Annotated in this window: 20 protein-coding genes and 1 other RNA gene; 17 read left to right on the forward strand and 4 right to left on the reverse strand. The window is 60.8% G+C overall.

The window, feature by feature from the left end:
- Positions 1–20: 20 nt before the first annotated feature.
- The 4 genes from M5B97_RS16470 to M5B97_RS16485 form a co-directional block, all read right to left on the reverse strand.
- Positions 21–602, reverse strand: coding sequence for a BON domain-containing protein (locus M5B97_RS16470; protein WP_123714628.1), 582 nt, complete (start codon positions 600–602; stop codon positions 21–23).
- The gene (locus tag M5B97_RS16475; RefSeq protein WP_007904374.1) at positions 599–1,192 is read right to left on the reverse strand and encodes a phosphoheptose isomerase; all 594 of its coding nucleotides are present in this window, start codon (positions 1,190–1,192) and stop codon (positions 599–601) included. The genes M5B97_RS16470 and M5B97_RS16475 overlap by 4 nt, the downstream gene beginning before the upstream one ends.
- 92 nt (positions 1,193–1,284) lie before the next feature.
- Positions 1,285–1,656, reverse strand: coding sequence for a YraN family protein (locus M5B97_RS16480; protein ID WP_248732030.1), 372 nt, complete (start codon positions 1,654–1,656; stop codon positions 1,285–1,287).
- Entirely contained in the window at positions 1,656–3,467 is a 1,812-nt protein-coding gene (locus M5B97_RS16485; protein WP_248732031.1) for a penicillin-binding protein activator, read from the reverse strand. Before M5B97_RS16485 ends, M5B97_RS16480 begins: the two co-directional genes overlap by 1 nt.
- A gap of 209 nt (positions 3,468–3,676) precedes the next feature.
- Here M5B97_RS16485 and rsmI point away from each other — a divergent pair, with 209 nt between their 5' ends.
- From rsmI to ftsZ, 17 genes are all read left to right on the forward strand, one after another.
- Entirely contained in the window at positions 3,677–4,549 is an 873-nt protein-coding gene (rsmI, locus tag M5B97_RS16490) for a 16S rRNA (cytidine(1402)-2'-O)-methyltransferase (RefSeq protein WP_248732032.1), read from the forward strand.
- Positions 4,550–4,645: 96 nt separating this feature from the next.
- Positions 4,646–4,999, forward strand: an RNA gene (gene rnpB / locus M5B97_RS16495) — RNase P RNA component class A.
- Between the two features lie 354 nt (positions 5,000–5,353).
- Entirely contained in the window at positions 5,354–5,809 is a 456-nt protein-coding gene (mraZ, locus tag M5B97_RS16500; protein ID WP_003171868.1) for a division/cell wall cluster transcriptional repressor MraZ, read from the forward strand.
- 2 nt (positions 5,810–5,811) lie between these two features.
- Positions 5,812–6,753, forward strand: coding sequence for a 16S rRNA (cytosine(1402)-N(4))-methyltransferase RsmH (gene rsmH, locus M5B97_RS16505; protein ID WP_134658938.1), 942 nt, complete (start codon positions 5,812–5,814; stop codon positions 6,751–6,753).
- Entirely contained in the window at positions 6,750–7,043 is a 294-nt protein-coding gene (ftsL, locus tag M5B97_RS16510) for a cell division protein FtsL (RefSeq protein WP_123714631.1), read from the forward strand. The genes rsmH and ftsL overlap by 4 nt, the downstream gene beginning before the upstream one ends.
- Positions 7,043–8,785: a penicillin-binding protein 2 gene (locus tag M5B97_RS16515; RefSeq protein ID WP_167659676.1), complete on the forward strand. Its 1,743-nt coding sequence runs from the start codon at positions 7,043–7,045 to the stop codon at positions 8,783–8,785. Before ftsL ends, M5B97_RS16515 begins: the two co-directional genes overlap by 1 nt.
- Entirely contained in the window at positions 8,785–10,248 is a 1,464-nt protein-coding gene (locus M5B97_RS16520) for a UDP-N-acetylmuramoyl-L-alanyl-D-glutamate--2,6-diaminopimelate ligase (protein WP_123714633.1), read from the forward strand. Before M5B97_RS16515 ends, M5B97_RS16520 begins: the two co-directional genes overlap by 1 nt.
- A complete protein-coding gene (murF, locus tag M5B97_RS16525) occupies positions 10,241–11,611 on the forward strand; it encodes a UDP-N-acetylmuramoyl-tripeptide--D-alanyl-D-alanine ligase (protein ID WP_134658601.1) in 1,371 nt (456 codons plus the stop codon). The genes M5B97_RS16520 and murF overlap by 8 nt, the downstream gene beginning before the upstream one ends.
- Entirely contained in the window at positions 11,611–12,693 is a 1,083-nt protein-coding gene (gene mraY / locus M5B97_RS16530; RefSeq protein WP_123714635.1) for a phospho-N-acetylmuramoyl-pentapeptide-transferase, read from the forward strand. The genes murF and mraY overlap by 1 nt, the downstream gene beginning before the upstream one ends.
- A gap of 6 nt (positions 12,694–12,699) precedes the next feature.
- Positions 12,700–14,046, forward strand: a complete 1,347-nt coding sequence (gene murD / locus M5B97_RS16535; protein WP_123714636.1) for a UDP-N-acetylmuramoyl-L-alanine--D-glutamate ligase — start codon at positions 12,700–12,702, stop codon at positions 14,044–14,046.
- Between the two features lie 2 nt (positions 14,047–14,048).
- Positions 14,049–15,266 (forward strand): putative lipid II flippase FtsW, encoded by a 1,218-nt coding sequence (gene ftsW, locus M5B97_RS16540; protein ID WP_123715206.1) that lies wholly within the window; start codon positions 14,049–14,051, stop codon positions 15,264–15,266.
- Positions 15,256–16,326 (forward strand): undecaprenyldiphospho-muramoylpentapeptide beta-N-acetylglucosaminyltransferase, encoded by a 1,071-nt coding sequence (gene murG / locus M5B97_RS16545; RefSeq protein ID WP_123714637.1) that lies wholly within the window; start codon positions 15,256–15,258, stop codon positions 16,324–16,326. The genes ftsW and murG overlap by 11 nt, the downstream gene beginning before the upstream one ends.
- A complete protein-coding gene (gene murC / locus M5B97_RS16550; protein WP_123714638.1) occupies positions 16,319–17,764 on the forward strand; it encodes a UDP-N-acetylmuramate--L-alanine ligase in 1,446 nt (481 codons plus the stop codon). The genes murG and murC overlap by 8 nt, the downstream gene beginning before the upstream one ends.
- Entirely contained in the window at positions 17,761–18,717 is a 957-nt protein-coding gene (locus tag M5B97_RS16555; protein ID WP_123714639.1) for a D-alanine--D-alanine ligase, read from the forward strand. The genes murC and M5B97_RS16555 overlap by 4 nt, the downstream gene beginning before the upstream one ends.
- A 4-nt stretch (positions 18,718–18,721) precedes the next feature.
- Positions 18,722–19,591: a cell division protein FtsQ/DivIB gene (locus M5B97_RS16560; RefSeq protein ID WP_123714640.1), complete on the forward strand. Its 870-nt coding sequence runs from the start codon at positions 18,722–18,724 to the stop codon at positions 19,589–19,591.
- Positions 19,592–19,606: 15 nt separating this feature from the next.
- A complete protein-coding gene (ftsA, locus tag M5B97_RS16565; RefSeq protein ID WP_060753906.1) occupies positions 19,607–20,869 on the forward strand; it encodes a cell division protein FtsA in 1,263 nt (420 codons plus the stop codon).
- A gap of 73 nt (positions 20,870–20,942) precedes the next feature.
- On the forward strand, positions 20,943–22,139 hold the full coding sequence (gene ftsZ / locus M5B97_RS16570) for a cell division protein FtsZ (protein WP_123714641.1): 1,197 nt from the start codon (positions 20,943–20,945) through the stop codon (positions 22,137–22,139).
- The last annotated feature ends 24 nt before the right edge of the window (positions 22,140–22,163 follow it).

Raw genomic sequence — 22,163 nt, forward strand, 5'->3', positions numbered from 1 at the left:
TTCTATGCCTGTCGGTTACATCAATCGATGTACTCGAACACCTTCACGATCTTCTGCACACCCGATACGCCTTGCACAAGGTTGGCTGCGCGCGTGGCCTCCGCCTGGGTCAGCAAGCCCATCAGGTAGACGATGCCGTTATCGGTGACGACCTTGATGCGCGAGCCGGGAATGGCGTTATCGGTCAGCATCTGCGCCTTGATCTTGGTGGTCAGCAAGGCGTCGTTGCTGATGGCCAGCAGGGTAATCGGGTCCATTACCTGCAGTTCGTTGTGAACCTTCTTGACGCGCTGAACACTTGAAGCGGCTTGTTCGGCCTGGGCCTTGAGGTCGGCACGCGGGGTTTGGCCGGCCAGCAAGACCACGCCGTTGAAGCTTGTCACGACGATGCGCGAGGCACCGTTGCCCAGGTCCGGTGCGGCTTTGGCAACGTTGACCTCGACCTTGGTTTCGATCAGCGAGTCGTCGATCTTGCTGCCAAAGGTACGAGTGCCCTTATCGTCCTGAATGGGGGTGTCACGTGTTGCGGTGATTGCCGTGCTGCAGCCGCTGATGGCGAGGCACAGCGTCATGGCCAAAAGGCTGAGGCGTTTAACGGTCATTCTTCACTCCCGAACAGTTGGCTGTCGATCAGATCGCACAGGCAGTGGATCGCCAGCAGGTGGACTTCCTGAATGCGTGCAGTGACATTGGCCGGGACGCGGATCTCCACGTCCTCGGGTAGCAACAGCGAGGCCATGCCACCGCCGTCACGGCCGGTCAATGCTACGACAATCATTTCGCGATCATGTGCGGCCTGGATCGCTTGAATAATATTCGCCGAGTTGCCGCTGGTGGAAATCGCCAGCAACACATCGCCCGGTTGGCCAAGGGCGCGGATTTGCTTGGAGAAGATTTCGTTGTAGCTGTAATCGTTGGCAATCGAGGTGATCGTCGACGAGTCGGTGGTCAGAGCGATGGCCGGCAGGCTCGGTCGCTCACGCTCGAAGCGGTTGAGCAACTCGGAGGAGAAGTGCTGAGCGTCACCGGCCGAACCACCATTGCCGCACGAAAGCATTTTGCCTTCGTTGAGCAAGGCATTGACCATGACCTGACTGGCTTGCTCGATGTGCGGTGCAAGTACGTCCATCGCCTGTTGCTTGGTGTCGATGCTGGCCTGGAAAAGCTGGCGAATTCGGGATTGCATGTCCATCTGTGTGACCTTAAGTGGCGCGGCTGATTGGCACGGAAATGTGCAGCCCGCAATGCAAAGAGCAAAAGTGTGTGGTGAAGGTGTCCGGTGATTCAGCTGTCGAAGGCATCTTTGAGCCAATTCAGGCCAGCAAAGCCTGTCGGTGTGCTTTCTATGGCAACCACGTCGAAACGGCAGGGAGAGTCGGCCCAGCGATGCTCTTTTTGCAGGAAAAACTGCGCAGCGAGTATCAGCTTTTGACGCTTGCGCCCGTCGATACTGGCGAGCGCGCCACCCCATTGTGCGTGTTTTCTGTAGCGGACTTCGACGAATACTACTGTATCGCCGTCGAGCATGACCAGATCAAGCTCGCCGCGTTTACACAACCAGTTTTGCGCCAGCAGGCGCAAACCCTGTTGTTGCAGATGCTGGAGAGCTTGAAGTTCGGCATCCTTGCCGCTTTGTGCGCTGGACCGCTCGGGCATCAGCGCGGTGTGTCCGGCAGGCGCTGGATGTCGCCACCGACAAACTTCGCCCAAGGCATCTGGCGGTCGACACGCTGGTTGGCGCTGACGCCCAGACTGCCCGAAAGCCCGTCGACCCGAGTGTCAGGCAGCGCCTTGAGCTGGCCCAGGCGTGGTGCCAGGCGATAGGCGTCGACGCCCATCGCGTACAGGCGGCCGAGGCTGCCATTGGCCTGCGGCCATTGCGCGGCGACCTGATTGCGCAGCGGGTCGGTGCTGTTGAGCAACCATGGGGTCTCGCAGAACATGACGTTGGTCATGTCCAGGTACTGGTTCTTGTCACCGCTGGCACTGAACACGTGGGAGGTTGCATAAACAGGCACATCACCGGCGTACTGGAAGTTCAGGGTCGGTTTGATCTGCTGGGCCAGTTGCGGGGTGACTGCCAGGAAGATGAACTCGATATCCTGGCGACGCGATGGCTGAGCGGCTACGTCAGTACCGACGGTGCTTTGCAGGCTCTTGGCACGGCCTTCGCTTTTACGCAGTTGGAACAGGTCGGCGATCTGCTGGGCGAGGGCGACGGGCTGATCGACGTACTCAACGCCGACGACGGTGCCGCCATTGGCTTCCCAATCCTGGCGGAAGGCCTTGTAGACGCGCTCGCCCCATTCGCCACGAGGAACCATGGCGGCAGCGCGGTGCAGACCATCGGCACGAGCACGGCGCGATACTTCGCGGGCTTCATCTTCAGCGGCCAGACCGAATTGGAACAGCTGGGCCGGGCTGCGCTCAGCCTCGCTGTAGTTCAGTGCCAGGGTAGTGATCGGCAGTTGCGGGCGTGCGCTGAGTTGTTTGACCAGCGGCTTCTCCAGTGGGCCAACCACCAGTTGCACACCGGCGGCCTGGGCCTTGGCGTAGAACTCGTCAAGGGAGTTCAGGCGCGAGCTGTCGTAGAACTCGATTACCGGTGGCTTCTGTCCGGCCTGTTCGGCCTGGTAGTGCGCGGCCATAAAGCCTTCGCGCAGCGCCTTGCCGACCGAGGCCAGCGGACCTTCCTGCGGCAACAGCAGGGCGATCTTGTTCAGGGGCTGGCTGGCCAGTTCCTTGAGCTTGGTCAGCGGCAGGGGCAGTTGTACTGCCGCTGGATGTCCCGGGTTCTGCGCGCGCCAGGTATCGATAGCCGCTTGTTGCTGTTCCAGGGTACCGGCGCCCTTGACGGCCTGGGCAAGTGTGATCCAGCCATCCAATACAGGGTTGCCGCTGGCTTGCAACTGATCGGCCGGCAGCGCGGCAATCAACACCCAGATCGCTTCGTGGTTGCTCTTGGCGGCGTCGCCGCTGAGCAGTGGGGCCATGGCGACGCGTTCGCGAGCGGCGGCCAGGGTCTGGCCATCGGCTTCATAGGCGCGGGCATGCACGGTGCCGGTACGAATCTGCTGGTCTGGCGGCAGATCCTTCAGGTTTTGCAGGCTGGGGTGGTTCAACGCCGCCAGTGCAGCCTTGGGCTGATTGCGGGTCATAGCCAATTCAGCGGCCAGGGTGCTGGCAAATATCTGTGCGGCCGGTTTCAGGACATCCAGCGGCACCTGCGCAAGAATCTGCGACGAACGGCCAGGGTTGTTCTGGTGGAACGCCAGGTCAGCCGCACTCAGGCGCAGCAATGCGGCCTTTTCTGGCGTCTTGGCGGTGGTTGCCTGTTCGAGCAGTTGCTCGATACTGGCATCCGGAGTCCGGGGCAGGTCGCCAAGGCTGGACGAGGGCGAGCTGGCACAAGCGGCCAGGAGGGCAGCGAGGCAGAGGGCGGAGAGCAGCCGCAGGCAAGCGATCATGTAAGTGTTCCTGATACCGATCAAATTAGCGTGGAATTGTACCCAAGCACTGGCTCAGGCGCGATGTTACTGGCGTGAAAGCGTCGATTTAGGTCGTGCAAATGTTGCAATCGGTCGTTGATGGCTTGAAACGCATCCATCGCGATGGCGTATTTTCGAAGCGCCTACGCGCTACAATATGGCTTTTGCCAACCATCGAGGTGTGCGTTTTGACTGCTCCAGGTCCTTTGAATTCCACTGCTGGCTCGCTTTTTGTGGTGGCGACGCCCATTGGCAACCTGGACGACATCAGTGCCCGGGCGTTGAAGGTGTTGCGCGAAGTCAAGCTGATCGCGGCGGAAGATACGCGTCACTCCCAGCGTTTGATGCAGCATTTTGGTATCAGCACGCCACTGGCTGCGTGCCATGAACACAACGAGCGCGAAGAAGGCAGCCGCTTCATCACCCGTCTGCTTGCGGGGGATGACGTGGCATTGATCTCCGACGCGGGCACGCCGCTGATTTCCGACCCCGGCTACCATTTGGTCCGTCAGGCGCGTGCCGCTGGTATCAATGTAGTGCCTGTTCCGGGTGCGTGCGCGTTGATTGCCGCTTTATCTGCCGCCGGCTTGCCGTCGGACCGTTTTATCTTCGAAGGTTTTTTACCGGCCAAGGCGGTCGGGCGGCGTGCTCGTCTTCAAGCATTGAAGGAAGAACCGCGTACGTTGATTTTCTACGAGGCTCCGCATCGCATCCTGGAATGTCTGGAGGATATGGAGCTGGTGTTTGGCGGTGAGCGCCTGGCGCTGCTTGCTCGCGAGCTGACCAAGACGTTCGAGACCCTCAAGGGGCTGCCGTTGGAGGCATTGCGTGCCTTTGTCGAGGGTGACAGCAACCAGCAGCGTGGCGAGTGTGTGGTGTTGGTCGCCGGCTGGACTGCGCCGGAAAATGAGGAGGCTGTCGGCGGTGAGGCGATGCGCATCCTCGATTTACTGCTCAAGGAAATGCCCCTCAAGCGTGCCGCAGCGCTGGCGGCGGAAATTACCGGTCTGCGTAAAAACGTGCTGTATCAAGTTGCGCTGGATAAACAGAAAGCCGAATAGTTCCGGGGGCGAGCCTGTATTTCGTCTGAACGTGATGGCCATTCTGAACTTTTATTACTTGTCCTAAGCCCGCCGTGCCGTTAACCTGCGCGGCGGAGAGTCGATTGGACAGTCGCTGCCCTCTATGAGAATTAGGGGGGGGAGGAAAGTCCGGGCTCCATAGGGCGAAGTGCCAGGTAATGCCTGGGAGGCGTGAGCCTACGGAAAGTGCCACAGAAAATAACCGCCTAAGCACTTCGGTGCCGGTAAGGGTGAAAAGGTGCGGTAAGAGCGCACCGCACGACTGGCAACAGTTCGTGGCTAGGTAAACCCCACTTGGAGCAAGACCAAATAGGGTCCCAAGGCGTGGCCCGCGCTGGGACCGGGTAGGTTGCTAAAGATGTCCAGTGATGGCCATCGTAGACGAATGACTGTTCAAGACAGAACCCGGCTTATAGATCGACTCTCCACCTTTTTCCTTTTGTCCGAATCTCGGGCAGAAAACCGGTAGTAACGCAAGAATCCCTCCCTGCCGAATCATTGGCAGATGCATCTTCGTAATACCAAAAAAATCTTACTCTTAATAAATCACTTTAACTTTAAGCCATAGCTCTATGAGCTATTTGCGGTTGTTGAGTCAAAAACATCGCCAAACTCTCGTTTCTCCTCCTTTTACACTCCTAAATCTCCGTTCTGTAAGGCTTTTCCTTGAATCCGTGCCTTGACGGTGTGGTGGGCGCATTCCTATAGTGTGCGCAAGTGGCGGAAAGTGGCACAAAGTGGGTTTTTTGAACGTAAAACGCTAAAATTTGGAGAAACGCATCTGTGTTTCGCGGAGCTAACGCTATCAGTCTCGATGCAAAAGGCCGTCTCGCCATGCCGAGCCGGTATCGTGACGAGCTCATTTCGCGAAGTTCAGGCCAGTTAATCATCACGATTGACGCCGTTGACCCTTGTTTATGTGTTTACCCCCTCGATGAGTGGGAGTTGATTGAAACCAAGTTGCGCGCTCTGCCTTCATTGCGTGAAGAAAACCGCCGCCTGCAGCGTTTGCTGATTGGTAATGCCGTCGACCTTGAACTCGATGGCAGTGGTCGTTTCCTGGTGCCACCGCGTCTGCGCGAGTACGCCAAGCTCGACAAGCGCGCAATGCTGGTGGGCCAACTGAACAAGTTCCAATTGTGGGACGAAGATGCCTGGGATGCTGTTTCCGCAGCTGACCTGGCTGCTATTCAACAACCGGGCGCCATGCCTGATGAACTGCGTGATTTGATCCTGTGACTATTGATAGCGGCTTTAACCACATCACCGTACTGCTTGACGAAGCCGTTGAGGCTCTCGCCGTACGCGCGGATGGCTGCTATTTGGATGGCACCTTCGGCAGGGGCGGGCATAGCCGGTTGATACTCAGCCAGCTCGGGTCTGACGGCAAACTCCTCGGATTCGACAAAGACCCTCAAGCGATTGCCACCGGGCAAGCGCTAGCGGCCGAAGACGGCCGCTTTGTCGTTGTGCAGCGCAGCTTTGCCGAGCTGGGTGCGGAAGTGGCCGAGCGGGGTATGGCAGGCAAGGTGGCCGGGGTTTTGCTCGATCTGGGCGTGTCTTCGCCGCAACTCGACGACCCGGAGCGCGGCTTCAGCTTCATGAACGACGGCCCCCTCGACATGCGCATGGACCCTACCCGGGGTGTCAGCGCTGCGCAGTTCATCGCCACTGCGCCGGTGGAAGAAATCGCCCGTGTGTTCAAAGAATACGGTGAAGAGCGTTTCGCCGGCCGCATGGCCCGCGCCGTGGTCGAGCGCCGCGAGATCCAGCCGTTCGAACGGACCGCCGACCTGGCCGAAGTGCTGAAGGTCGCCAACCCGGCGTGGGAAAAAGGCAAAAACCCGGCCACCCGCGCGTTCCAGGGGCTGCGTATTCACGTCAATAACGAATTGGGCGATCTGGAAGCCGGCCTCGAAGCCGCGCTGGACGCCTTGGAAGTGGGCGGTCGCCTGGTGGTGATCAGCTTCCACTCTCTGGAAGACCGCATCGTCAAACTGTTCATGCGTCGTCTGGCCAAGGGTGAGTCGGATAACCTGCCGCGCAACCTGCCGGTGCGTTTCGAAGCCTTTGTGCCGAAAATCAAGATCCATGGCAAAGCGCAGTTCGCTTCCGAAGCCGAACTCAAGGCCAACCCACGTTCCCGTAGTGCCGTCATGCGTGTCGCGGAGAAGTTGCGGTGAGCAAGCTTTTCGCCAAGCCCCTCCCGGGCGGCAGCTTCTTTATGTTGCTGCTGTTTATCGGCGTGCTGGTGTCCGCAATCGCGGTGTCCTACAGCGCCCACTGGAACCGCCAGTTGCTCAATACCCTGTACGGGGAATTGAACGTGCGCGATAAGGCACAGGCGGAGTGGGGCCGGTTGATCCTCGAGCAAAGCACCTGGACCGCTCACAGCCGTATCGAGGTGCTGGCCACCGAACAGCTGAAAATGCACATTCCGGGCGCGGCTGAAGTCCGCATGGTGGCGCCATGATGAAGCTCGAAGGCGCACTCTACCCATGGCGCTTCCGCGTGGTGCTTGGCTTGCTGGCACTGATGGTGGGCGCAATCGCCTGGCGCATCATCGACCTGCAGGTCGTCGACCGTGACTTCCTGATTGGTCAGGGCGATGCCCGTAGCCTGCGTCATATCCCGATCCCGGCGCACCGCGGCCTGATCACCGACCGCAACGGCGAGCCTCTGGCCGTCAGTACCCCGGTGACCACCCTGTGGGCCAACGCCAAGGAACTGCAGACCGCCAAGGAAAAGTGGCCGGAGCTCGCAGCTGCCCTGGGTCAGGACCCGAAAGCCCTGGCTGAACGTCTGGAAGCCCAGGCCAACAAGGAATTCATCTACCTGGTTCGCGGGCTGACCCCTGAACAGGGCCAGCAGGTACTCGACCTTAAAGTCCCTGGTGTCTACGGCATCGAGGAGTTTCGTCGTTTTTACCCGGCCGGTGAAACCACCGCGCACATGGTCGGCTTCACCGATATCGACGACCACGGTCGTGAAGGTGTCGAGTTGGCCTACGATGAATGGCTGGCCGGGGTCCCCGGCAAGCGACAGGTCATCAAGGATCGTCGCGGCAGGCTGATCAAGGATGTCCAGGTCACCAAAAACGCCAAGGCCGGCAAGCCCTTGGCGTTGTCGATTGACTTGCGCCTGCAATACCTGGCCAACCGCGAACTGCGTAACGCGATTATAGAGAACGGCGCCAAGGCCGGTAGCCTGGTTATCATGGACGTGAAGACCGGCGAAATCCTCGCCATGGTCAACCAGCCGACCTACAACCCGAATAACCGTCGCAACCTGCAGCCGGCGATGATGCGTAACCGCGCAATGATCGACGTGTTCGAGCCGGGTTCGACCATGAAAGCCATCTCCATGAGTGCCGCCCTGGAAACCGGGCGCTGGAAACCGAGCGACAAAGTCGAGGTTTACCCTGGCACTTTGCAGTTGGGCAAATACACCATTCGTGACGTATCCCGTACCGAAGGTCCGGTGCTGGATTTGACAGGCATCCTGATCAACTCCAGTAACGTGGGCATGAGTAAGGTCGCCTTCGATATCGGCGGCGAAACCATCTACCACCTCGCGCAAAAGATCGGCTTGGGCCAACCCACCGGCCTGGACTTCCCGGGTGAGCGTGTGGGCAACCTGCCGAACTACCGCGACTGGAAAAAGGCCGAGACCGCCACGCTTTCCTACGGCTACGGCATCTCGGTGACGGCGATCCAGCTGGCGCACGCTTTCTCGGTATTGGCCAATAACGGTCGCATGGTTCCGCTGAGCCTGATCCATGTCGACGAAGCGCCGAAAGCCACCCAGGTGATTCCGGAAAACGTCGCCAAGACCATGCAGGGCATGCTGCAACAAGTGATCGAAGCACCGCGTGGCGTATTCCGCGCCCAGGTGCCGGCATACCACGTGGCAGGCAAGTCCGGTACCGCGCGTAAAACGTCGGTGGGCACCAAGGGCTATGCCGAAAACTCCTACCGTTCGCTGTTCGCCGGCTTCGGCCCGATGAGTGATCCGCGCTACGCCATCGTTGTCGTGATTGATGAGCCGAGCAAAGCCGGCTACTTCGGTGGCCTGGTATCGGCGCCGGTGTTCAGCAAAGTGATGTCGGGCACCCTGCGCCTGATGAATATCACGCCGGACAATCTGCCGCCGACCCAACAAGCGAACGCCGGACCACCGGCCGCCGCTGCAAAAGCCAATGGAGGGCGCGGCTGATGTCTCTTAGCCTGAACAAGATTTTCGCCCACGCCGGTCGCGACCTGTTGATTCGCGAGCTGAGCCTGGATAGCCGCAGCGTACGCGCCGGAGACCTGTTCCTGGCGGTGCCTGGCGGCAAATTCGATGGCCGTGAACATATTGCCGATGCATTGCAACGCGGCGCTGCGGCCGTGGCTTATGAAGTGGAAGGCGCCACCGTGCTGCCGATCACCGACGTACCGTTGATTCCGGTCAAGGGCCTTGCAGCACAATTGTCCGATATCGCCGGGCGTTTCTATGGCGACCCGAGTCGCCAATTGAACCTGGTGGGCGTGACCGGTACCAACGGCAAGACCAGCGTGACCCAACTGGTCGCCCAGGCGCTTGACCTGCTGGGTCAGCACTGCGGCATTGTGGGTACTCTGGGCACCGGCTTTTACGGTGCATTGCAAAGCGGCCTGCATACCACGCCGAACCCGATCGCCGTGCAAGCGACCCTGGCCGACCTGAAAAAGGCGGGTGCCAAGGCGGTTGCCATGGAAGTGTCTTCTCACGGTTTGCACCAGGGGCGCGTTGCTGCGCTGGCCTTTGATGTGGCGGTGATGACCAACCTGTCCCGCGATCATCTGGACTACCACGGCACCATGGAGGCCTACGCTGCCGAAAAGGCCAAGCTGTTTGCCTGGAATGACTTGAAGTGTCGGGTGGTGAACCTCGATGACGAGTTCGGTCGCCAGCTGGCGGCTGAAGAGCGTGAGTCGCGCCTGATCAGCTACAGCCTGGAAGACGCCAGCGCCTACTTGTATTGCCGCGAAGCCCAATTCAATGACGAAGGCGTGCTCGCTACGCTAGTGACGCCACAAGGCGAGCATCATTTGCGCAGCACCCTGTTGGGGCGTTTCAACCTGAGTAACGTCCTTGCCGCTATCGGTGCGTTGCTCGGCCTGGATTATGCCCTCGACGAAATCCTTAAAGTCCTGCCGAAGCTGGAAGGCCCGGTGGGTCGCATGCAGCGTCTCGGTGGCGGTTCGCAGCCGTTGGTGGTGGTCGATTATGCCCACACCCCGGATGCCCTCGAAAAAGTCCTCGTGGCGCTGCGCCCACACGCCAAGGGCAAGCTGCTCTGCCTGTTCGGCTGCGGCGGTGATCGCGATCGGGGCAAGCGCCCATTGATGGCAGAGATCGTCGAGCGCCTGGCGGACGGCGTACTCGTGACTGACGATAACCCGCGCAGCGAAAATCCGAGCCAGATTTTCGACGACATCCGTGCCGGCTTCAAAGATGCCTCCAAGGCCACTTTCGTCGCAGGTCGTGGTGCAGCCATTGCCCAATTGATCGCCAGCGCCGGCGCTGACGATGTGGTGGTGCTGGCCGGTAAAGGCCACGAGGACTACCAGGAAATCAACGGCGAACGCCATGCCTTCTCCGACCTGGTCGAGGCCGATCATGCCTTGACCGCCTGGGAGGTTGCCCATGCTTAAAGCGATGAAGTTCAGCGAGCTGACCCAGGCTCTTTCGGCCCGTATGTTGTCGAGCGACTGCAGCTTCGACGGCGTCAGTATCGACAGCCGTAACATCAAGCCAGGCCAGTTGTTTGTTGCCCTGGCCGGCCCGCGTTTTGACGGTCACGATTACCTGAACGAGGTTGCCGCCAAAGGCGCCGTTGGTGCCCTGGTGCAACGTGAAGTCGCGGACTCCACCTTGCCGCAATTGCTGGTCGCCGATACCCGCCTGGCCCTCGGTCAGTTGGGCGCGCTGAACCGCGCCGCGTTCGACAAGCCTGTCGCAGCCATCACCGGCTCCAGCGGCAAGACCACGGTCAAAGAGTTGCTCGCCGGTGTGCTGCGCACGCGTGGGCCGGTACTCGCTACCCGTGGCAACCTGAACAATGATTTCGGCGCTCCGCTGACCCTGCTCGAACTGGCCCCGGAACACACGGCGGCAGTGATCGAACTGGGAGCCTCGCGTATTGGCGAAATTGCCTACACCGTGGCGCTGACCAAGCCTCACGTGACGATTATCAGCAATGCCGGTACTGCCCACGTCGGCGAGTTCGGCGGCCCGCAGAAGATCGTCGAAGCCAAGGGTGAAATCCTTGAAGGCCTGGCTGCTTCGGGCACCGCGGTATTGAATCTCGACGACAAGGCCTTCGAGACCTGGCGCGTGCGCGCTGCTGGTCGCAAGATCCTGACGTTTGCCGTACTGAACGCAGCCGCTGACTTCCATGCTTCCGGTATCACTGTCGATGCCCGCGGCTGTCCGTCATTCACTTTGCACACGCCGCAGGGGAGTGAGCAGGTGCAACTGAATCTGCTCGGCAACCATAACGTAGCCAATGCCCTGGCCGCCGCCGCCGCCGCCCACGCCCTGGGGGTGTCGTTGTTCGGTATCGCTACTGGCCTGGGCGCGGTGCAGCCGGTCAAGGGGCGCACCGTGGCGCAGTTGGCAACCAACGGCATGCGCGTCATTGATGACACTTACAACGCCAACCCATCCTCCATCAATGCTGCCGTGGATCTGCTCAAAGGCTTTGACGGACGCAAGGTGCTGGTGCTGGGCGATATCGGCGAATTGGGCGACTGGGCTGAACAAGGCCACCGCGAAGTCGGTGCCTACGCCGCCGGCAAAGTCGATGCGCTTTACGCCGTCGGTTCGAACATGGCGCACGCCGTCAACGCCTTTGGCCCCGGCGCGCGACACTTCGCGACTCAGGCTGAATTGATCCAGGCGCTGACGGCGGCGGAACAAGACAAAAACACCACTATTTTGATCAAGGGATCGCGCAGCGCGGTGATGGAAAACGTCGTCGCGGCCTTGTGTGGCTCAAGTACGGAGAAACATTAATGCTGCTGCTGCTGGCTGAGTATCTGCAACAGTTCTACAAAGGCTTCGCGGTCTTTCAGTACCTGACCCTGCGCGGGATTCTGGGTGTGCTGACCGCGCTGTCTCTGTCGCTGTTCCTGGGGCCGTGGATGATCCGTACCCTGCAGAACCTGCAAATTGGTCAATCGGTTCGCAATGACGGCCCGCAGTCGCACCTGTCCAAGTCCGGCACCCCGACCATGGGCGGCGCGTTGATCCTGTCGTCCATCGGTATCAGCACCTTGCTGTGGGCCGACCTGCACAACCGCTATGTGTGGGTGGTGTTGCTGGTGACCCTGTTGTTCGGTGCCATCGGCTGGGTGGACGACTACCGCAAAGTGATCGAGAAAAACTCCAAGGGGCTGCCAAGCCGCTGGAAATATTTCTGGCAATCGGTGTTCGGGCTCGCCGCTGCAATTTTCCTCTACACCACTGCGCCAAGCGCCGTTGAAACCACTCTGATCATCCCGATGCTCAAAGACGCCAGCATTCCCCTCGGCATCGGTTTCGTGGTGTTGACCTACTTCGTGATCGTCGGCTCCAGCAACGCGGTGAACCTGACCGACGGCCTGGATGGCCTGGCAATCATGCCGACGGTGATGGTGGGCGGCGCGCTCGGCATCTTCTGCTACCTGTCGGGTAACGTGAAATTCGCTGAATACCTGCTGATTCCCTACGTACCGGGCGCGGGTGAACTGATCGTGTTCTGTGGCGCGCTGATCGGTGCCGGGCTGGGCTTCCTGTGGTTCAACACCTACCCGGCACAAGTCTTCATGGGCGACGTCGGCGCACTGGCACTGGGCGCAGCCCTGGGCACCATCGCAGTGATCGTGCGTCAGGAAATCGTGCTGTTCATCATGGGCGGTGTGTTCGTGATGGAAACCCTGTCGGTGGTCATCCAGGTGGCTTCCTTCAAATTGACCGGGCGTCGTGTGTTCCGCATGGCGCCGATTCACCACCACTTTGAACTCAAGGGCTGGCCCGAGCCACGCGTGATCGTCCGTTTCTGGATCATCACCGTGATTCTCGTGCTGATCGGCCTTGCCACCCTGAAACTGAGGTAGAAACGAGTGTCCCTGATCGCTTCAGACCACTTCCGCATCGTTGTCGGCCTCGGCAAGAGCGGCATGTCCCTGGTTCGCTTCCTGGCGAACCGGGGTGTGTCGTTCGCCGTGGCCGATACGCGGGAAAATCCACCGGAGCTGGTCACGCTGCGCCGTGACTACCCGCACGTGGAAGTGCGTTGTGGCGAGCTGGATGTCGAGTTTCTGTGCCGTGCCGACGAGCTCTACGTGAGCCCCGGCCTGGCCCTGGCGACACCAGCCCTGCAAGCTGCGGCGGCACGTGGCGTGAAGCTGTCGGGCGATATCGACCTGTTCGCGCGTAACGCGAAGGCGCCGATCGTGGCCATCAGCGGCTCCAATGCGAAAAGCACCGTGACCACCCTGGTCGGGGACATGGCGTTGGCGGCCGGCAAGCGCGTGGCCGTGGGCGGCAACCTCGGCACTCCTGCACTGGATTTGCTCAGCGACGACATCGAGCTGTACGTGATGGAGCTGTCGAGCTTCCAACTGGAAACCACCCATGACCTGGGTGCCGAAGTAGCCACCGTGTTGAACGTCAGCGAAGACCACATGGACCGCTACAGCGGCCTGCCGGCGTATCACCTGGCCAAGCACCGGATCTTCCGTGGTGCCAGGCAGGTGGTGGTCAATCGTCAGGACGCCTTGAGCCGTCCGCTGATGAGCGAGGGCCTGCCGTGCTGGACCTTCGGTCTCGGCAAACCCGATTTCAAAGCCTTCGGCATCCGTGAAGAGAACGGCGAGAAATACCTGGCCTTCGAATTCCAGAACCTGATGCCGGTGCGCGAGCTGAAAATCCGCGGTGCCCATAATCAGTCCAACGCCCTGGCGGCGCTGGCGCTCGGGCATGCCGTTGGCCTGCCGTTTGACGCCATGCTGTCGGCACTGCGTACCTTTGGCGGCCTCGAGCATCGCTGCCAGTGGGTGCGCGATCTGAATGGCGTCAGCTATTACAACGACTCCAAGGCTACCAACGTCGGTGCGGCGCTGGCTGCCATCGAAGGCCTCGGTGCCGATATCGAGGGCAAGCTGGTGCTGATCGCCGGTGGCGACGGCAAGGGCGCCGACTTCAAGGACCTCAAAGGCCCGGTGGCTGAACATTGCCGCGCGGTGGTGCTGATGGGGCGCGACTCCGACCTGATCGCCGCCGCCCTGGGCGATGCCGTGGCGCAAGTGCGCGCCACCTCGCTGGACGACGCCATCGCCCAATGCAAAGCCCTGGCCCAGCCAGGTGATGCGGTGCTGCTGTCGCCAGCCTGCGCCAGTTTCGACATGTTCAAGAACTACGAAGAGCGCGGCCAGCTGTTCGCCCGCGCCGTGGAGGCCTTAGCATGAGCATGAATTTCAGAAACATCATCAAGCCCTACCCGTCGCCGATCATCACCGGACGCGGTATCGACCTCGATTTCCCGATGCTCGCCGGTTGCCTTGCACTGTTGGGCCTGGGCCTGGTGATGATCACTTCGGCATCTTCCGAAGTGGCCGCGGTGCAGTCGGGCAACACGCTGTACATGATGATCCGTCACCTGGTGTACCTGGTGATCGGCCTCGGTGCCTGCGTTGTCACCATGATGATCCCTATTGCCACCTGGCAACGCCTGGGCTGGATGATGCTGATCGGCGCGTTCGGCTTGTTGGTGATGGTGATCCTGCCCGGTATCGGTCGCGAGGTGAACGGTTCGATGCGCTGGATCGGCTTCGGTGCGTTCAACGTGCAGCCGTCGGAAATCGCCAAGGTGTTCGTGGTGATCTATCTCGCCGGCTACTTGGTACGTCGCCAGAAAGAAGTGCGCGAAAGCTGGATGGGCTTCTTCAAGCCGTTCATCGTGCTGCTGCCGATGGCCGGCCTGTTGCTGATGGAGCCCGACTTCGGAGCAACCGTCGTAATGATGGGCGCGGCGGCAGCGATGTTGTTCCTTGGCGGTGTGGGCCTGTTCCGTTTTACCTTGATGGTGGTGCTGGCGGTCGCGGCCGTGACGATTCTGGTGCAGGCGCAACCCTACCGTATGGCGCGTCTGATCACCTTTACCGACCCATGGTCCGACCAGTTCGGCTCCGGCTACCAGTTGACCCAGGCGCTGATCGCCTTCGGTCGCGGCGAGTGGCTGGGCGTGGGCCTGGGCAACAGTGTGCAGAAGCAGTTTTACCTGCCGGAAGCGCACACCGACTTCGTATTCTCGGTACTCGCCGAAGAGCTGGGCGTAGTCGGGTCGTTGTGCACCGTCGCGCTGTTTCTGTTCGTGTGCGTACGCGGCATGTACATCGGCTTGTGGGCCGAGAAGGCCAAACAGTATTTCGCCGCCTATGTGGCATACGGCTTGTCTTTCCTGTGGATCGGCCAGTTCCTCATCAACATCGGTGTGAACGTCGGCCTGCTGCCGACCAAGGGCCTGACCTTGCCGTTCCTCAGTTACGGCGGCAGTTCGTTGGTGATCTGCTGTGTGTGCCTGGGCTTGTTGCTGCGCATCGAGTGGGAGAGTCGAACCCACCTGGGCAGCGAAGAGATGGAGTTCAGCGAAAGCGACTTCGCCGAGGAGCCATCTCATGGGCGCTAACGTGCTGATCATGGCGGGCGGCACCGGGGGCCATGTGTTCCCGGCGCTGGCTTGCGCCCGTGAATTCCAGAGCCGTGGCTATACGGTGCATTGGCTGGGTACGCCGCGCGGCATCGAAAACGATCTGGTACCGAATGCCGGCCTGCCCTTGCATCTGATCAACGTCACCGGCTTGCGTGGCAAAAGCAAATTGTCCCTGCTCAAGGCACCGTTTGTATTGCTCAAGGCGGTGTGGCAGGCGCGCAAGATCATTCGTCAATTGCAGCCAGTGTGCGTGCTCGGGTTTGGCGGTTATGTGACCGGCCCGGGTGGCGTTGCGGCAAAGCTTGCCGGCGTGCCGGTGATCGTGCACGAGCAGAACGCCGTTGCCGGCACTGCCAACCGCCTGTTGGTGCCGTTGGCTGCACGGGTGTGCGAGGCCTTCCCGAAGACCTTTGGCGCATCGGACAAACTGCGTACCACCGGCAACCCGGTACGCACCGAGCTGTTTATGGATATCGCGCGCCAGGCCCTGGTCGGGCGCAAGGCTCACCTGCTGATCCTGGGTGGAAGCCTGGGCTCCGAGCCTCTGAACAAATTGCTGCCGGAAGCGGTAGCGCAACTCCCTGTGGAGTTGCGTCCGGAGATCTTCCATCAGGCCGGCAAGGATCACGGTGAAGTCACCGCCAAGCGCTACCGCGAGGCCGGTGTGGAGGCGAACGTACAGCCCTTCATCAAAGACATGGCCCATGCCTATGGCTGGGCCGACCTGGTGGTCTGCCGCTCTGGTGCGCTGACCGTCAGTGAACTGGCCGCCGCCGGTCTGCCGTCGTTGCTGGTGCCTTTGCCCCACGCCATCGACGATCACCAGACCCGCAACGCCGAATATTTGGCCGGGGAGGGCGCTGCCTTCCTGCTGCCGCAAAGAACGACTGGCGCCGCCGATTTGGCCGCACGCCTGACCGAGGTTTTGATGCAACCGCAACGACTCAGCAACATGGCGAGCACCGCAAGCCGCCTGGCCAAACCTGACGCAACCCGCACCGTGGTCGACATCTGCCTGGAGGTGGCCCATGGTTGAGAATCAGAAAGCCATGCCACAACCGGAAATGCGCCGTATCCGTCGCATCCACTTCGTCGGTATCGGCGGCGTGGGCATGTGCGGTATTGCCGAGGTATTGCTGAACCTGGGTTACCAGGTATCCGGTTCGGACTTGAAAGAGTCGCCGGTCACCGATCGCCTGAAGTCCTTCGGTGCACAGATCTTCATCGGCCATCGCGCCGAGAACGCCGCCGAGGCTGATGTACTGGTGGTTTCCAGTGCCGTGAACACCTCGAACCCGGAAGTGGCGACCGCCCTTGAGCGTCGTATTCCGGTGGTGCCACGCGCCGAGATGCTGGCCGAGTTGATGCGCTATCGCCATGGCATCGCCGTCGCCGGTACCCACGGCAAAACCACCACCACCAGTTTGATCGCTTCCGTATTCGCCGCCGGTGGCCTGGACCCGACGTTCGTGATCGGTGGCCGCCTGAATGCAGCCGGCACCAATGCACAGCTCGGCACCAGCCGCTACCTGATCGCCGAAGCCGACGAAAGTGATGCCAGCTTCCTGCACCTGCAACCTTTGGTTGCTGTGGTGACCAACATCGACGCCGACCACATGGCGACCTACGACGGCGACTTCAACAAGTTGAAGAAAACCTTCGTCGAGTTCCTGCACAACCTGCCGTTCTACGGGTTGGCCGTGGTGTGCCTGGATGATCCGGTCGTGCGTGAAATCCTGCCGCTGGTCAAGCGTCCGACCGTGACCTATGGCTTCAGCGAAGACGCAGACGTGCGCGCAATCAATGTGCGCCAGGAAGGCATGCAGACCTTCTTCACCGTGCTGCGTCCTGACCGCGAGCCGCTGGATGTTTCGGTGAACATGCCGGGCAACCACAACGTGTTGAACTCCCTCGCGACCATCTGCATCGCTACCGACGAAGGCGTCAGTGATGAAGCCATTGTCGAAGGCTTGTCGCGCTTTGCCGGTGTGGGCCGCCGCTTCCAGGTCTACGGCCAACTGCCGGTAGAAGGCGGCGATGTCATGCTGGTCGACGACTACGGTCACCATCCGACCGAAGTCGCTGCGGTGATCAAAGCCGTGCGTGGAGGCTGGCCGGAGCGCCGCCTGGTGATGGTCTACCAGCCGCACCGTTATAGCCGTACCCGCGACCTGTACGACGATTTCGTCAATGTATTGGCTGATGCCAACGTGTTGTTGTTGATGGAGGTCTACCCGGCCGGTGAAGAACCGATCCCGGGCGCCGATAGCCGCAAGTTATGCAACAGCATCCGCCAGCGCGGCCAGCTGGACCCGATCTACATCGAGCGCGGTGTGGACCTGGCGCCGCTGGTCAAGCCACTGCTGCGCGCCGGTGACATCCTGCTGTGCCAGGGCGCCGGCGATATTGGTGGCCTTGCCCCTAAATTGCTGGCGAGCCCGTTGTTCGCCGCAGCACAGGGGAAGTCGAAATGATCACGAATTACGACGCCCTGTTTTCCACCCTCACGCCCGCCGACTTTGGCCGCGTGGCGGTATTGTTCGGCGGCAAAAGTGCTGAGCGCGAAGTGTCGCTCAAGTCCGGCAACGCCGTGCTGCAAGCGCTGCAAAGTGCCGGTGTGAACGCCTTCGGCATCGACGTGGGCGACGACTTCCTCGCTCGTCTGCAGGCCGAGAAAATCGACCGTGCCTTCATCATCCTGCACGGCCGTGGTGGTGAAGACGGCAGCATGCAGGGCTTGCTGGAGTGCGCCGGCATTCCTTACACCGGTAGTGGCATTCTGGCTTCGGCCCTGGCCATGGACAAGTTGCGCACCAAGCAGGTGTGGCACAGCCTGGGTATTCCAACCCCGCGTCACAGTGTTCTGTGCAGCGAAGACGATTGTATTTCTGCAGCCGAGGAACTGGGCCTGCCTTTGATCGTCAAACCAGCCCATGAAGGCTCCAGTATCGGCATGGCCAAAGTGAACTCGGCCGCCGAATTGATCGACGCATGGAAAGCGGCAAGTACCTACGATTCGCAAGTGTTGGTGGAACAGTGGATCTCCGGTCCCGAGTACACCATCGCCACCCTGCGTGGCCAGGTATTGCCGCCTATCGCATTGGGCACGCCCCACACCTTTTATGACTACGACGCCAAGTACCTGGCCTCCGATACTCAGTACCGGATTCCATGTGGCCTCGACGCAACCAAGGAACAGGAATTGATGGACCTCACGGCGAAAGCCTGTGAGGCACTGGGTATCGCCGGTTGGGCGCGGGCAGACGTGATGCAGGATGAGCAAGGGAATTTCTGGTTCCTGGAAGTCAATACCGCACCCGGCATGACCGATCACAGCCTGGTACCTATGGCTGCCCGTGCCGCCGGTTTGGATTTCCAGCAGTTGGTGCTGGCGATTCTGGCCGCAAGCATTGAGTCAAGAGGCTAAGAACATGAACGGCGCATCGCTTCGTCATCAGCCCCCACAAGCACCGAGCCGCAAGCCGGTGCCGCGGGGTGCCAGCCGGATGGTGGCTAAAGAGCCGATGTCGGTGCGCTTGCCGAAAGCCAACTTTGGTTTTCTCAAGGCGCTGTTCTGGCCGGTGCTGCTGGTGGTGTTGGGTTTCGGCACCTACGAGGGCGCCCAGCGTCTGTTGCCGTATGCCGACCGACCGATCACCAAGATCAGTGTGCAGGGCGACTTGAGCTACATCAGCCAGCAGGCAGTGCAGCAGCGCATCGGCCCGTACCTGTCGGCGAGCTTCTTCACCATCGACCTGGCCGGCATGCGCTCGGAGCTTGAACAGATGCCGTGGATCGCCCACGCCGAAGTCCGCCGTGTGTGGCCGGACCAGGTGACGATCCGCCTGGAAGAACAGCTGCCCGTGGCCCGTTGGGGCGATGGCGCGCTGTTGAACAACCAGGGGCAGGCGTTCGCGCCGCGTGAAGTGGCCAACTACGAGCACCTGCCGCAGCTGTTCGGGCCGCAGCGGGCGCAACAGCAAGTGATGCAGCAGTATCAGGCGTTGAGCCAGATGCTGCGGCCACTGGGCTTCTCCATCGCACGCCTGGAGTTGCGTGAGCGGGGCAGCTGGTTTTTGACGACCGGGGCAGGCAGTTCCGGCCCGGGCATCGAGTTGTTGCTGGGACGCGACCGCTTGGTGGAGAAGATGCGCCGCTTTATTGCCATCTATGACAAAACCTTGAAAGAACAGATTACGAACATTGCGAGCGTCGACCTGCGTTACGCCAACGGCCTGGCCGTCGGCTGGCGTACACCGGTTGCGCCCACGGCAGCACAACCCGCTGTCGCGAAGAATTAAGAAGAGGCAGGACCCATGGCAAACGTGCAAAGCGGCAAAATGATCGTCGGTCTCGATATCGGCACCTCCAAGGTGGTGGCGCTGGTGGGCGAGGTCGGGGAAGACGGCACGATCGAAATCGTCGGTATTGGCACGCATCCGTCCCGGGGCCTCAAGAAGGGCGTGGTGGTGAACATCGAGTCCACCGTGCAATCGATCCAGCGCGCCATCGAAGAAGCGCAGCTGATGGCCGGTTGCCGGATTCACTCGGCGTTCGTCGGCGTGGCCGGCAACCATATCCGCAGCTTGAACTCCCACGGCATCGTGGCGATCCGCGACCGTGAAGTCAGCTCGGCCGACCTTGAGCGCGTCCTCGACGCCGCCCAGGCCGTGGCGATCCCGGCTGACCAGCGCGTGCTGCACACCCTGCCGCAGGACTATGTGATCGACAACCAGGAAGGTGTTCGCGAGCCCCTGGGCATGTCGGGCGTACGCCTGGAAGCCAAGGTCCACGTGGTGACCTGCGCTGTCAACGCCGCGCAGAACATCGAGAAGTGCGTGCGTCGCTGCGGCCTGGAAATCGACGACATCATTCTCGAGCAGTTGGCCTCGGCCTACTCGGTACTGACCGACGACGAAAAAGAACTGGGCGTGTGCCTGGTGGACATCGGCGGTGGCACCACCGACATCGCGATCTTCACCGAAGGTGCGATCCGTCACACCGCCGTGATCCCGATTGCGGGTGATCAGGTGACCAACGACATCGCCATGGCCTTGCGTACACCTACCCAGTACGCCGAAGAAATCAAGATCCGCTACGCCTGCGCCCTGGCCAAGCTGGCCGGTGCCGGTGAAACCATCAAGGTCCCGAGCGTCGGCGACCGTCCACCGCGCGAACTGTCGCGCCAGGCCTTGGCCGAAGTGGTCGAGCCGCGCTACGACGAGCTGTTCACCCTGATCCAGGCGGAACTGCGCCGCAGTGGCTACGAAGACCTGATTCCGGCCGGCATCGTGCTGACCGGTGGCACCTCGAAGATGGAAGGCGCGGTCGAACTGGCCGAGGAAATCTTCCACATGCCGGTGCGCCTGGGTGTACCCCATGGCGTCAAGGGCCTGGGCGATGTGGTGCGCAACCCGATTTATTCCACCGGTGTGGGCTTGCTGTTGTACGGACTGCAAAAGCAGACCGACGGCATTTCCCTGTCGGGCCCGAGCATCCGTGACAGCTACCGCAGCGACGACGATGAGAAAGCGCCGTTGCTGGATCGGATCAAAAGCTGGGTGCAAGGCAACTTCTGACGATTTACCGCAACACCGCAACACCGTTCTAAGCAGTAGGCGAAAAAACTAGAGAAATGAAAGGAGAGGGAACATGTTCGAACTCGTAGACAACATCCCCGCAAGCCCGGTTATCAAAGTGATCGGTGTCGGCGGTGGCGGCGGCAACGCTGTCAACCATATGGTCAAGAGCAACATTGAAGGCGTTGAATTCATCTGCGCCAACACTGATGCCCAAGCACTGAAAAGCATCGGTGCGCGGACCATCCTGCAATTGGGCACAGCCGTGACCAAGGGCCTCGGCGCCGGCGCCAACCCGGAAGTCGGCCGTCAAGCCGCTCTGGAAGACCGCGAGCGTATCGCCGAAGTGCTGCAAGGCACCAACATGGTGTTCATCACCACCGGCATGGGCGGTGGTACCGGTACCGGTGCTGCGCCGATCATTGCCGAAGTGGCTAAGGAAATGGGCATTCTGACGGTCGCTGTCGTGACCCGTCCGTTCCCGTTCGAAGGTCGCAAGCGCATGCAGATCGCCGACGAAGGTATCCGTCTGCTGTCTGAAAGCGTTGACTCGTTGATCACCATTCCCAACGAGAAACTGCTGACCATCCTGGGCAAGGACGCCAGCCTGCTGTCGGCTTTCGCCAAGGCTGACGACGTATTGGCCGGTGCCGTTCGCGGTATTTCCGACATCATCAAGCGTCCAGGCATGATCAACGTCGACTTTGCTGACGTTCGTACCGTGATGAGCGAAATGGGCATGGCGATGATGGGCACTGGCTGCGCCAGCGGTCCGAACCGTGCACGTGAAGCCACTGAAGCGGCGATCCGCAACCCGTTGCTGGAAGACGTGAACCTGCAAGGCGCGCGCGGCATCCTGGTGAACATCACCGCCGGTCCCGACCTGTCCCTGGGCGAGTACTCCGACGTGGGTAGCATCATTGAAGCCTTCGCTTCCGAGCACGCCATGGTCAAAGTCGGCACCGTTATCGATCCGGACATGCGTGATGAACTGCACGTGACCGTGGTTGCTACCGGCCTGGGTGCGAAAATCGAGAAGCCTGTGAAGGTCATCGACAACACCCTGCACAACAGCCAAGCCAGCCAGGCAGCGGCCGCTCCAGCACCTGTGCGTCAGGAACAACCGTCGGTGAACTACCGTGACCTGGACCGTCCGACCGTGATGCGCAACCAGGCTCAGGCCGGTACTGCGGCATCCCGTAGCCTGAATCCGCAAGATGATCTGGACTATCTGGACATCCCGGCATTCTTGCGTCGTCAGGCCGATTAATGGAATGTATCAGGGCTATGAAGG

It is taken from the genome of Pseudomonas sp. MWU13-2517 (assembly GCF_023242545.1).
GTDB lineage: Bacteria > Pseudomonadota > Gammaproteobacteria > Pseudomonadales > Pseudomonadaceae > Aquipseudomonas.